This window comes from Peptococcaceae bacterium, from assembly GCA_024655825.1.
Lineage (GTDB): Bacteria > Bacillota > Peptococcia > DRI-13 > PHAD01 > JANLFJ01.
Map to the genome: position 1 here is coordinate 119,437 of JANLFJ010000003.1, position 12,552 is coordinate 131,988.

The following is a 12,552-nucleotide window of genomic DNA, read 5'->3' on the forward strand; positions in this document are numbered from 1 at the left end:
ACCCCAACCCAGAAACTAAACCTGCATCCTCATTATTTCCTGGTATGATTCGATTATTTTATTCCTTATCTGAATTGTTAACTGCAAAGCCAGGCTGGCCCGTTCCGTGGCCAGCACAACCTGGTGGAGTTCTATATCCTTTCCGAGGGCGAAGTCCTGGCTCATTTTTTCAGCACCGGTAAGCTCCTCGTTAACCCTGTTTAAGGCCTCCCTGAGGATTTCGCCGAACCCTTTGGAATTGGGACCCTCGGCGGGTCTGAGAAATGTTCCCGCTTTTGGATTAAGCTGAAGGCTTTTTTGTATTTCCATTTTTCATCACCTTAACCCTGCCCGATCTCCAGGGTCTTTAAGGCCATGCTTTTTGTGCTGTTCAGCACCGTTATATTGGCTTCATATGCCCTTGAGGCCGTTATTAATTCCACCATTTCTTTCATCACATCCACATTGGGATATTCCACATAGCCGTCCGGTAATGCATCAGGATGCTTGGGGTCGTATACTCTTTTCGGCGGTGAGCCATCCTCAACGATCCCCACAACCCTGACCCCTTGCAAGTCCTCTACCTTTTTCTCGCTGTTCTTCAGGAGATTTTTAAAGCTGTTGGCCCCGCTTTTCACCGCCGCCAGCAGGGCAACCTGCCTTTTGTATGGACCGCCGCCGGGGGAACGCGTTGAATTGGCATTGGCTATATTAGCCGAAATGACATCCATTCTGAGCCTTTCAGCGCTTAACCCGGTAGCGCTTATCCGCATGGCTTTAAAAATATTCATTCTTAACGCCTCCCTTCACTGATCGTGTGCTTAAGCAGCGAGAGCTGCGAAGAAAGCAGCTGTGCCAAGCCGTTAAAATATATATTGTTCTCGGCAAGCGAAGCCAGTTCCATGTCTATATCAACATTGTTGCCGTCCCTGCGCAGGCTGGTTTCCTTAATCTCGGCAACTTCGAACGCGGCGCCGCATTCTGTTCCGGGAAGGTGCTTGGACCTTGTTCTGATCAATTCAATTTTGTTTTCGCTGTCGATCGATTTTTTAAGCTCTGCTTTGAAATCAACGTCCTTTCTTTTGTACCCCGGTGTATTTACATTGCTGATATTATTGCTGGTCACCGTATTTTTTAAAGCACTTCCCTCCATGGCCTTTTCCAGGAGGTCAAACAGTTTCGTCTTGAACATGCTCTCACCTTTTACACATATTTACAACCCGCGCCACACAATAAAACCTTTTATCTAAATTCGCCGTTTTTTATCAGATTCCTTTCAATAAAAAGGTATTATCTGATAAACACTGGCAAAATTTCTTTTTTTCGATGGCCTTTTGCCTAAACAGTAAAAAAGCATTTAACACTGCTTCCCTAAGGAGGCTTTTGGTGGAATATACTTTCCCGTTCATAATAAAAAAAGCCGGGAATCCCCGGCTTCATGTCAACTGCTCTGCTTGATTTATCTCAACTTGTTTAATTCATCCAGCAAGTTCTCGTTGAGTATCCTGATATATGTCCCTTTCATCCCCAGGGACTTTGATTCGATAACTCCAGCGCTTTCGAATTTCCTTAAAGCGTTTACAATTACGGAGCGGGTTATTCCTACCCGGTCGGCAATTTTACTGGCCACAAGCAGGCCTTCTTTGCCTTTGAGCTCCGCAAAAATATGTTCGATTGCTTCCAGTTCGGAATATGAAAGCGTACCAATAGCAATCTGAACGGCCGCCTTGCGGCGCGCTTCGTCTTCAATGCGCTCGGCCTTGGCTCTTAAAATCTCCATCCCGATCACGGTCGCGCCGTATTCCGCAAGAATCAAATCTTCGTGGGTAAACTCCTGTTCATATTTTGCCAAAAGCAAGGTGCCCTGCCTTTCACCCCCGCCGATTATCGGAACAACTGTCGTGATCTTGCCGCCAAACAGGCAGTTGTCTCCGTTCGGGCCCATGAAAATACACTCGTTGGTTTCTTTCTTAATGTTGGCCTGGGTCTGAGTGATGCGAAGGATGTCTTCATTGTAGGTTTCGGGAAATCTTTCGGCAATTGTAACTATGTTTTCGATGGTTTTACACTGAAAACCATCCATGAAGGCATATCCGAGGATTTTTCCGCGCCTGCCCACAATGTAAACATTGCAGTCGATCAGGTCACTTAATACCTTGGCCATTTCCACGAATTCCACAGGGTTCCCGGCGGTCTTTTGCAACAGTTTGTTAACGGTTCGAGTTTTTTCCAGTAAAGTTTTCATGCGCATTTTCCCCCTAAATTTTTCTTACAAGATGTATCGACTCAAATCTTCGTCTTTTACGATAGATTGCAGCCTTTCCCTGACATAATTCCTGTCCACAACCAGTTTTCCCTTTATGCCGTCCGGAGCTTCATATAGTATGTTTTCCAGCAGTTTCTCAATAATGGTGTGCAGTCTTCGCGCTCCAATATTTTCAGTACGACTGTTTACAGTATACGCAATATCCGCAATTTCATCAATAGCATTTTCAGTAAATTCAAGCGAAACATTATCGATTTTTAATAATTCCGTGTATTGCTTTATCAATGAATTGCGCGGCTGGGTCAGAATCAGCTTAAAATCCTCTTTGCTTAGGCTGCCCAGTTCAACCCGGATCGGAAATCGTCCCTGCAGTTCGGGAATAAGGTCCGAAGGTTTGTTGGCATGAAAAGCGCCCGCAGCAATAAACAGAATATAGTCGGTCTTGACCGGCCCGTACTTGGTCATGACCGTCGAACCTTCCACAATGGGCAGGATGTCTCTCTGCACGCCTCCCCTGGAAACATCAGGCCCATAAGAATCCTTACCGGCGATCTTATCAATCTCATCCAGGAAAATAATCCCGTCCTGCTCAGCCCGCCTGACAGCCTCGTTCATCACCTCTTCCATATCTATCAGTTTTTGAGCTTCAACCTGCGTCAGTATTTTACGGGCTTGCTGCACCGTTACTTTTTTCTTTTTGCGTTTTTTGGGAAAAAGATTGCCGAACAGGTCCTGAAAGTTCATCCCTATTTCTTCCAGGTTGCTGCCCACAAACACATCCATGGGGTTCATGGGCGTGTCCTCGACTTCTATTTCGACATATTCCTTATCGAGTTCGCCCTTCAACAGCCTTTCCTGGACTATGCTCCTTTCAGTCCTGATCCTTTCTTCTGCCTCCGTTCTCTTTTCCGTGGGAACGGCGTTAGTGCCAAAAAGCGCGTCAAAAGGATTCCTCGTCCCGGCGCTCGCATATAAGTTCGGCACTATTATTTCCACCAGTGCCTGGTCGGCCTGCTGGGACGCTTTTTTCTCCACTTCGGCAATTTTTTCCTGCTTGACCATCCTGATCGCCACCTCGACCAGGTCCCGGACCATTGAATCCACGTCGCGCCCCACGTAACCAACTTCAGTAAATTTAGTCGCTTCAACCTTGACAAACGGGGCGTTGACGAGTTTAGCCAGCCTCCTGGCTATTTCGGTCTTTCCCACCCCGGTAGGCCCGATCATTAAAATGTTCTTGGGCATAACCTCGTCTTTGAGGTCTTCGGGCAGCCTGCTCCGGCGGTAGCGGTTTCTCAGAGCAATAGCCACGCTTTTTTTGGCCTGTTCCTGCCCGACAATGTATTTATCCAGTTCCTTCACAATTTCTACAGGTGTCAAATCGAAGGACATCTTTTCCCACCTTTTTTTCATAATTCCTCTACAATTATATTGTTATTTGTGTAAACACAAATTGATGCCGCGATTTCCATTGCCGACAGCACAATCTCCCTGGGAACAAGCTGCGTGTGTCCTAACAGGGCCCTGGCCGCCGCAAGGGCGTAGGCTCCGCCTGAACCGATGGCGGCAATCCCGTCATCCGGTTCGATAACCTCTCCGGTCCCGGAGATGACCAGGATGTTATCCTGGTCAGCCGCTATCAACATGGCCTCCAAGTTTCTAAGCATTCTGTCCGTTCGCCAGGTTTTAGCAAGCTCTACCGCTGCCCGCGGCAGGTTTCCATTGTATTCTTCAAGCTTTTTTTCAAACTTGTCAAAAAGCGTAAAAGCATCCGCCACGGAGCCGGCAAAACCCGCCAGTATTTTACCCTGGTAAAGTTTTCTCACCTTCCTGGCCCTGTGCTTCATGATAATGCCCTGTCCCATGGTAACCTGTCCATCTCCGGCTATCGCCACCTTGGTTCCTTTCTTTACCCCTATGATGGTCGTGCCTCTCAGCATATCGTTCCATCCCTCCCTCCGTTAAGCTCTCGGGTGCGCCAGGTGATAAACCTTGCGCAGCTGGCTGCGGGAAACGTGGGTATACACCTGAGTAGAAGATATTTTTTTGTGTCCCAAAAGCTCTTGAACAACCCTCAAATCAGCACCGTTGTCAAGAAGGTGGGAAGCAAAGCTGTGGCGAAAGCCGTGGGGCGAAACGCATTCCCTGACCGAAGCCAGCAGGCAGTATTTTTTTACTATACTTCTTATTGACCTGTCGCTCAAGCGCCCTCCCCGCTGGTTAAGAAACAAGGCTTTGCTTTTTTGCGTGTTCCAAAGCGGGCGAACTTTTTCCAGGTAGACAGCCAGGGCAGCAGCAGCCTTTCTTCCTAAAGGGATAAGTCTTTCCCGCCCGCCTTTTCCCAATACCCTTACATACCCGTACGACAGGTCTATATTCTCGAGGTCAAGGCCGGCGAGCTCGCTGACGCGCATCCCCGCCGCGTAAAGGAGTTCCAGGACGGCCTTGTCGCGTAATCCCGCCCCTTCTGAGAGCGCGGGTTGTTCCAGAACTTTGCTGATTTCATCCTGTTCCAGATACCTGGGCAGTTTTTTAGGGATTTTGGGCGTGGATACATCTTTAAGCGGGTTTTGGGCCAGGATTTCTTTTTTAATCAGGTAGCGATAAAAGCTCCGCAGCGCGGCCAGGCGGCGTGCTATCGTCGGTTTGGCCAGCTCTTTTTTATTCAAATGTATCAGGTATTTCCTGATAACACTATGATCTATTTTCTCCAGTTCCAAGCAATCAAGGTTATAACCCATCTCTTGTTCCAGGAAAGCGAAAAAATCCATCCAATCGCTATTATAAGACTTTATAGTGTGTTGGGCCATATTTTTTTCACTTTCCAAATAAATAAAAAAACTGTCAACCAAGGTTGTTAACAACATCTCCCTCAATTCCCTCCGCTGCTTTCCATTTTTCCAGGGTCTCCAGGGCACGCCGGGCAATCAGCATCTTCTTGTGTTTTTTGTCTTTGATTTTCTCGTTCCAGGGCGGCAGCAGGCCGAAAGTGATGTTCATCGGCTGAAAGTTTTGCGGATCCGCATGTGTTATGTAATGCAAAAGGGAACCAATCGCCGTCTCCCGGGGTGGTATCAGCGCGTTTTTCCCCTGAAAGAGACGACTGGCGTTAATGCCTGCAGCGAGGCCGGCGGCAGCCGACTCCACATAGCCTTCCACCCCCGTGAGCTGTCCGGCCGCCAGGAGGTTTGGCTTTTTTTTAACCTGCAGGGTGGTCTCAAGCAGGTGCGGCGAATTAATAAAGGTATTGCGGTGCATCACGCCAAACCTGGCAAACTCTGCGTTCTCCAGCCCCGGGATCATTCGAAAAACCCTTTTTTGCTCGCTCCATTTTAGATTAGTTTGAAAACCAACCATGTTGAAAAGAGTTCCGGCGGTATTGTCACGGCGCAGCTGGACAACGGCATACGGCCTTTGGTTGTCGGCAGGATTGACCAGGCCGACCGGTTTTAGCGGTCCAAACAGCAGCGTCTGCGGGCCGCGTTTGGCCATCACCTCGATAGGCATGCAACCCTCGAAATACGCTGCCTTCTCGAATTTATGGGGCGCGTGAACCTCTGCGGCGGTTAGCGCTGTATAAAACCTTTCATATTCTTCGCGTGTCAGGGGACAGTTGAGGTAGTCGGCTTCTCCTTTCCCGTAGCGCGAAGCCCAAAATGTTTTTTCGTAATTGATCGTTTCACCTTCCACCAGCGGGGCAGCGGCATCAAAAAAGTACATGAACTCCTCCCCTGTCAATTTCCGCAACTCGCCGGCCAGCACTTCGCTGGTAAGCGGTCCACTGGCCAAAACAGCAATCCCTTCAACATCCAAGGTTTTAAGTTCCTGCCGGACTATTTCCACCATCTCATGTTCGCTTAATACTCTCGTTATCTCATGGGAGAAGGCCGTCCTGTCAACCGCCAGAGCGCCGCCAGCAGGAATGCTGAAACGGTCGGCGCACCTGATAACCAGGGAATCAAGCCGTCTCATTTCTTCTTTTAACAGACCAGCGGCGTTTTCCAGTGAAGCGGCGCGCAGGGAGTTGCTGCAGACCAGCTCGGCAAAATAAGGGGTTTGATGTGCTGGAGTCATTTTGAACGGCCGCATCTCGTACAACCGTACCCTTATTCCCCTTTTGGCGATCTGCCAGGCGGCTTCACTGCCGGCCAGCCCGGCGCCAATAACTGTCACATACCGCAAGTGACAACCTCCTGTAACCAAAATGCTACTTCGTCTTTGACTTATCTTTTCCCATTTTTTCTTTGTAACCGCATTTTTTATCAGAGCAGCTGATTATATTCACGTTCTTTGCTTTTTTTACTACCAGGTGCCGGCCGCACTGCGGGCATTTACCCTGTACTGGCTCCTCCCATGAAACAAAATCGCAGTCCGGATACCTGCTGCACCCGTAAAACTTCTTACCCTTGCGGGACATGCGGATTACAATCCTGCCGGTCTCGCACCTAGGACAATTAATTCCTGTTTCTTCAAGCACGGGCTTGGTATTGCGGCACTCGGGAAAACCTGGACAGGCCAGGAATTTTCCGAAACGCCCTGTCTTTATCACCATATTGCGCCCGCAGTTTGCACAGATCTCTCCGGTTACCTCGTCCTCCACTTCAATATGCCCTATCTCCCGGTCAGCAATTTCAAGCTCATTCGTAAACGGCCCGTAAAAACTGCTGAGTATGTCCCGCCAGTCGGCTTCCCCAGTCTCTACGCTGTCAAGCTGGCTTTCCATGTTTGCCGTAAATTCGACATTTATTATTTCGGGGAAAAACCTTTTCAACACATCAATTACCAGGCAGCCAAGGTCAGTCGGCATAAACTGTTTTTGCTTCTTGAGCACGTAACCGCGCGAAACAATGGTTTCCAGGATAGGAGCATACGTGCTCGGGCGTCCTATCCCGTTTTCTTCTAGCGTTTTGATGAGCGTGGCCTCCGAATAACGCGGCGGCGGCTGGGTGAAATGCTGCTTGGGGACAAGCCGGGCAAGTTTTACCTCTTCATTCTCTTCAAGCACAGGCAAAATGCCTTCATCCTCTTTACCCTGGTCATCCCTGCTTTCGATATAAATCCTGGTAAAACCGGGAAAAACAACCACAGACCCGCTTGCCCGGAAAAGATATTGTTTCACTTTCAGGTCCACCGTAGTAACGTCCACCACAGCAGGAGCCGCCTGGGAAGCCATAAACCTATCCCAGACCAACTGATAAAGCTTGTACTGATCGCTGGACAGGTATTTTTTTATCGATTCGGGAGTCCTTCCGATCTTGGTAGGCCTGATACACTCATGGGCGCCCTGAACTTTTCCCTTGCTGGTGTGTGCGCGGGGTTTATCCGTCAGGTATTCTTTACCGAACGCCTTTTCCAGGTAATCTGCCGCCTCTTTCTGCGCCTCCTCGCTCACCCTGCTGGAATCAGTCCTGATATAAGTGATTAATCCCACCGTTCCTTCTTCCTTGCTTAAATCCAGGCCCTCATAAAGCTGCTGGGCGATAAGCATCGTCTTTTTCGCCGCAAAATTCAGTTTCCGGTAGGCTTCCTGTTGCAGGGTGCTGGTAATAAAAGGAGGCGGCGGATTGCGTTTTTGCTGGCGTTTCTTGATAGACTCAACGTAAAAACTGCTTTTGCCTATTTCCTTGATTATAGCCTTGACCTGTTCTTCATTTTTCAACTCGGCCTTATCAGTTCTTATTTTTACCAGCTTGGCCTCAAATGCTTCTTTTTCCTTATTCAATTTCGCCGTTAATGTCCAGTACTCCTCAGGAACAAACCTTTTTATTTCTTCCTCCCTGTCGCATATCAGGCGAACAGCAACAGACTGGACCCGTCCGGCACTCAATCCTTTTTTTATCTTACGCCACAAGAGAGGGCTGAGTTTATACCCCACCAGCCTATCCAGTACTCTTCTCGCCTGCTGGGCTTCGACCAGTTTTTTGTCAATCATGCGCGGCTTCTTGACAGCCTCGGTGATGGTTTTTTTCGTGATCTCATTGAATTCAATCCTGCATTTTTCATCCGCGGGGATTTTTAGTAGTTCCTGGAGATGCCAGGCAATGGCTTCTCCCTCCCGGTCAGGGTCTGTGGCCAGCAGTACTTTGTCGCTTTTTTGCGCCATGCTCCTCAATTCTTTCAGGATTTCCCCTTTGCCCCGGATGGTGATGTACTTGGCCTCAAAGCCGTTCTTCACATCTACGCCAAACTGGCTCTTGGGTAGATCACGGACATGCCCCAGTGAAGCCTTGACAGTGTATTTTTTACCTAAAAATTTTCCAATCGTTTTGGCCTTTGCTGGAGACTCTACTATAACCATTACTTTTGACAATAATATCACCTCTAAACTATTATCGATCAATCATACTCTCAAATAATAATTTCCTGGTAGCTGCTTTATCAAGCCTTTCACTTCAAGGTTCAACAATAATTTATGCAGATTGAACTGGTTTTTATTATTGCCGATGAGCTGATCGATGTGCGTCGGCTCCCAAAAAATTCTGTCCAGAACCCACCTTTCTTCGTGGCTTAACTGGCTCTCTTTTTCTTTCCTGTTATCAAACAAACAGCTCTTTTCCGCACAGCCCAGTTCTTCCAAAATATCTCCAGAATGAATAACAAGCTTGGCGCCGCTTTGGAGCAGTCGAAGTGTGCCTATGCTGTTAAGGCTTGTAACCGGACCGGGAAGCGCGAACACTTCTTTTCCCTGCTCAAGAGCGCAGTCGCAGGTGATCAATGAACCGCTCCGGGCGGCGGCCTCTACAATGAATACGCCCTGGCTGAGGCCGCTGATAATCCTATTCCTTACAGGAAAATTATATTTAAACGGCTGGGTTCCTGGCGGGAACTCGCTGATTACCAGTCCTTTTTCGCTTATCTCGTGAAACAGCCTGACGTTTTCCCTGGGATAAGGTACATCCAGCCCGGAACCCAAGACAGCGGCGGTCTTGCCGCCAGCTTCCAGGGCCCCCTCATGCGCGGCCCCGTCAATACCGCGCGCCAGGCCGCTTATGATCACTAATCCCGATGAGGCCAGTTCACCCGATATTTTCCTGGCCTGTTTGATCCCGTATGCGGTAGCCTTGCGGGACCCTACCACCGCCACAGCTTTTTGGTCTGCCAGCGACAGGTCACCGCAATAATATAGAATACAGGGAATATTGGAAATTTGCAACAGCGAAGCAGGAAAGCGGGAATCCTGCCGTGTTATCAGCTTGATTCCCTTTTTGTCCATATATTCCCCAAGTTTTAACGGTTCAAGTTCACCTTTTTCAAATATGAACTTCTCCCACAGTTCTTCGGGTATACCCAAGCCGGGCGGGTTTTTTCCACATTTCCAGGCAGCTTCCCAGGAACCAAAATAGTTATAGATATCAAGAAAACACTTATTTAGGCTCGATTGAAATACCTGGTGAAACGCTGCCGCATACAGGGTATCTATTATCATTCACACTCCTTCGTATAACAAAAAAGATAGCACATGGCTACCTTTTTTACAATGTTATGCTCTCTTCTATGTCCAAAATCCTTACCTCTAAAGCGGGATACTTGGCCTTTAACTGCTGGACAAACCTGTTCGGGTCCTGCTTGACTAAAGGGAATGTATTATAGTGCATAGGTATGTTTATCCTGGCCTGCAGCATCCCGGCGGCCCTGACGGCATCTTCGGGTCCCATCACATAATTGTCGCCGATAGGCAAGAGCGCGCAGTCCAGGTTATACATCTCACCAATAAGTTTCATATCCAAAAATAGTCCGGTATCGCCTGCATGATATATGTATTTTCCCTGCATTTCTATGACGAATCCGCAGGGATTGCCTGTATATATGATGTTTTCTCCTTCTATAACCGCCGACCCGTGCCAGGCAGGAGTAAGTTTCACCCTGCCGAACTCGAACTGCCATGAACCGCCGATATGCATGGTATGTACTGCCGCGCCCCTGTTTTTACAATATACGGCCAGTTCATTGGGGGAAATAATAATAGCCCCGGTCCTTTTCGCGATAGCGACAGCATCGCCCAGGTGGTCGCCGTGGCCATGAGAGACCAGAATGTGGGTGGGTTTGAGGTCCTGAGCCTTTATTTTTGCCAGTGGGTTGCCTGAAATAAAGGGATCGATTAAGATATCGTACTTTCCATCGGTTAAGCTGAAACAGGCATGACCATGAAAGGTAAGCTTAATCAAACTCATCACCTCCGATTTTTCTACCATTATAAGGCATAATGAAGAAAATATCAAACAGGCTTTTGAGTCTTTTTAGCAAATTATCAAGGTTTCAAACCCGTCTATCTCTTCTCCTGGGATACTTCCACATACTGATTCAAAACACCAAGCCATTCCTCAAATGTTTCTTTTTGTCGGCTGTTCTTTTCTCGTTGGATAATATCCTCCAAGATAGAGAGCTGCTTCATGTTAAAACCCTTTAACTTATTACGTATTTCCGCTATTTTTTCGTCTTCATAGATTATCCGGATCAACATTCTATCCCCTCTTTCTCCTGCATAGCATTTTATTTCTAGTTCGACACAACATGCAAAATGCCTTTAAGTAAATGCTGGCAACGGTTCATCGTAAAAAGCGAGGCAGTTCCGTTTGTTTGCGGAACTGCCTAAAAGTTTTCTTGAAAATAGATTTAATTTACTGGCTTGTGCCGGTGACTCCTGTTGATATGCCGGCCTGCTGGCCGATTTCACGCAGGCTTGGTGACACCCCTCCACCAGCGTTTCCTGCCAGATTCGAGGAAGTCGGCAGCAGCGTCTGGCCGGCTGTGCCAGCTTGGTAACCTGCCTGCTGCGCACCCTGGTAACCATAACCGGCTCCTGTCACACCCCCGCCGGTGAGACCAGATGTTTGAAAGCCCGGGACATTTCCAAATGTCTGTAAAGTGCCCTGGTATGTTTCCGCTCCCATCGTCTCAGGATTGAAAAGCTGGTTTCCCTGAAAACCCTGGGTAACTGGGGACACAGTTGTTCCAGTCGTAAATATGCCTGGCTGCGTTGAACCGTACTGGGTTATATTCGGTGCTGCGTAACCCTGTGCCTGGAAGGTCCCGCCAGCAGGTTGCGCAATACCAATGTTCTGCAGGTTGGCAACAACATCCTGGCAAACCTGCTGGACTCTCTGGAGCTGCTGTGCGGCGTAAGCTTCGTCTTGAGCAAGCTGCTGCAATCTCTGCTGGTTGTACTGTTCAGATTGACGAACCTGAGCCACCATCTGCTGCACGGAATTTATCTTTTGTTGGACCTGCTGGATCTGGTTGTTAATCATAGATCATCCCCCTTTTTTGGTAAATATTTGTTCAGAAGTAGCATTTGCCCGTATGTCAGCCTCTATGCATGGTACTTTTTGGTAATATTCGCTGCCTCCGAACCTCCAGAGCTGACGCATGGACATAAAAATGCGTGAAGGGAGTGATATAGCGCGCACTGAGAGAAAAATTTTATTGCAAAAAGGGGCTGAAGATTTGGAATTGGCTGTGAGAAAATAGTGTGGGTGACTATGATAAGGAGGCTGCACTATGGTAAAACAGACCGATGCTCCAGTCTTGATAAGCGAGAGGTATTTTACCGTTCAGGAACTGCGCGAGGTTCAGGAAACGGTATGTATGTTTCCGAAGCTTAGCCGTGCCGAACTGATAAAGGCGGTGTGCGAGAACTTAAATTGGGTGACGCCGAACGGTCAGTATAAAATAGACTCGTGCAAACAGCTTTTAGAAAAACTTGAAGAACGGGGCTATATATGTTGGAAAAGATTTCGAAACCGACATTACCAAATGCCAAAAGTCCTTTTCAGACCGTGGAGCAGGAGCAAGCAGGGCGCCGGCAAATAGTGGAAGGGCAACTGAAAAGTTTTCGTGCTCTGCTGCCGGGGCTGCTTAAGCGGCTGTCGAAGATTAAAGACCCGCGTAACCCGAAAACCGTCAAACACAAGCTTATGGTAGTCCTGTTATATGGCCTGTATTTCATTTTAGTTCCCGGCGTGAAGCCGGTCGCCAGCTGACTATGCCTAAATTTAAAGAAAACCTGAAGCTTTTATTTCCCGAACTTGAGGACCTGCCGCATCACGATACTTTAAACCGGTTGCTTATCGAGATCGAGGTGGACGGAATTGAGATTGCGTTGGTTGAAGAAATCCGCCGCCTGATCCGCAACCGCAAATTTGCGCGTTACCTGCTGACGAAAAGCTATCTGGTCACCATTGACGGCACCCGCAAATTTACCCGCTTTCTACGACGCTTTAAAAAAGTGCATGCGTCAGCTCTGCCGAACCTCGAGCTAATTGCTATGTTCAGGGGGCCAAACAGCACAAGCGTTGAAAGGAACGCAA

General features: G+C 48.3%; 15 protein-coding genes. 2 read left to right on the plus strand and 13 right to left on the minus strand.

Features of this window, described 5'->3' with window-relative positions:
* Positions 1-15: 15 nt before the first annotated feature.
* The 13 genes from fliE to NUV48_02400 all read right to left on the minus strand — a co-directional run bounded on the left by fliE (position 16) and on the right by NUV48_02400 (position 11,493).
* Positions 16-309 carry a flagellar hook-basal body complex protein FliE gene (gene fliE / locus NUV48_02340; protein MCR4440979.1) on the minus strand — a complete coding sequence of 98 codons (294 nt, stop codon included), beginning with the start codon at positions 307-309 and terminating at the stop codon, positions 16-18.
* An 11-nt stretch (positions 310-320) separates the two neighbouring features.
* On the minus strand, positions 321-770 hold the full coding sequence (flgC, locus tag NUV48_02345; protein ID MCR4440980.1) for a flagellar basal body rod protein FlgC: 450 nt from the start codon (positions 768-770) through the stop codon (positions 321-323).
* Positions 771-772: 2 nt separating this feature from the next.
* On the minus strand, positions 773-1,171 hold the full coding sequence (gene flgB / locus NUV48_02350) for a flagellar basal body rod protein FlgB (protein ID MCR4440981.1): 399 nt from the start codon (positions 1,169-1,171) through the stop codon (positions 773-775).
* Between the two features lie 267 nt (positions 1,172-1,438).
* Complete coding sequence (gene codY, locus NUV48_02355; protein MCR4440982.1) at positions 1,439-2,224, minus strand: GTP-sensing pleiotropic transcriptional regulator CodY; 786 nt, start codon at positions 2,222-2,224, stop codon at positions 1,439-1,441.
* Between the two features lie 24 nt (positions 2,225-2,248).
* The gene (gene hslU, locus NUV48_02360; GenBank protein MCR4440983.1) at positions 2,249-3,637 is read right to left on the minus strand and encodes an ATP-dependent protease ATPase subunit HslU; all 1,389 of its coding nucleotides are present in this window, start codon (positions 3,635-3,637) and stop codon (positions 2,249-2,251) included.
* A 17-nt stretch (positions 3,638-3,654) separates the two neighbouring features.
* Entirely contained in the window at positions 3,655-4,185 is a 531-nt protein-coding gene (gene hslV / locus NUV48_02365) for an ATP-dependent protease subunit HslV (protein MCR4440984.1), read from the minus strand.
* A 21-nt stretch (positions 4,186-4,206) separates the two neighbouring features.
* The gene (xerC, locus tag NUV48_02370; GenBank protein MCR4440985.1) at positions 4,207-5,112 is read right to left on the minus strand and encodes a tyrosine recombinase XerC; all 906 of its coding nucleotides are present in this window, start codon (positions 5,110-5,112) and stop codon (positions 4,207-4,209) included.
* On the minus strand, positions 5,090-6,427 hold the full coding sequence (gene trmFO / locus NUV48_02375; GenBank protein ID MCR4440986.1) for a methylenetetrahydrofolate--tRNA-(uracil(54)-C(5))-methyltransferase (FADH(2)-oxidizing) TrmFO: 1,338 nt from the start codon (positions 6,425-6,427) through the stop codon (positions 5,090-5,092). The genes xerC and trmFO overlap by 23 nt, the downstream gene beginning before the upstream one ends.
* Positions 6,428-6,452: 25 nt before the next feature.
* Positions 6,453-8,555: a type I DNA topoisomerase gene (gene topA / locus NUV48_02380; protein ID MCR4440987.1), complete on the minus strand. Its 2,103-nt coding sequence runs from the start codon at positions 8,553-8,555 to the stop codon at positions 6,453-6,455.
* Positions 8,556-8,585: 30 nt separating this feature from the next.
* Positions 8,586-9,671, minus strand: coding sequence for a DNA-processing protein DprA (gene dprA / locus NUV48_02385; protein ID MCR4440988.1), 1,086 nt, complete (start codon positions 9,669-9,671; stop codon positions 8,586-8,588).
* A 46-nt stretch (positions 9,672-9,717) separates the two neighbouring features.
* The gene (locus tag NUV48_02390; GenBank protein MCR4440989.1) at positions 9,718-10,407 is read right to left on the minus strand and encodes a metal-dependent hydrolase; all 690 of its coding nucleotides are present in this window, start codon (positions 10,405-10,407) and stop codon (positions 9,718-9,720) included.
* Positions 10,408-10,511: 104 nt separating this feature from the next.
* Positions 10,512-10,706: a hypothetical protein gene (locus NUV48_02395; GenBank protein ID MCR4440990.1), complete on the minus strand. Its 195-nt coding sequence runs from the start codon at positions 10,704-10,706 to the stop codon at positions 10,512-10,514.
* Positions 10,707-10,863: 157 nt separating this feature from the next.
* Positions 10,864-11,493: a hypothetical protein gene (locus tag NUV48_02400; GenBank protein ID MCR4440991.1), complete on the minus strand. Its 630-nt coding sequence runs from the start codon at positions 11,491-11,493 to the stop codon at positions 10,864-10,866.
* Between the two features lie 471 nt (positions 11,494-11,964).
* Between NUV48_02400 and NUV48_02405 the strand changes: the two genes are divergently transcribed.
* A complete protein-coding gene (locus NUV48_02405; GenBank protein ID MCR4440992.1) occupies positions 11,965-12,225 on the plus strand; it encodes a transposase family protein in 261 nt (86 codons plus the stop codon).
* Between the two features lie 2 nt (positions 12,226-12,227).
* The coding region (locus tag NUV48_02410) for a transposase family protein (GenBank protein ID MCR4440993.1) at positions 12,228-12,552 on the plus strand (325 nt) is incomplete at its 3' end.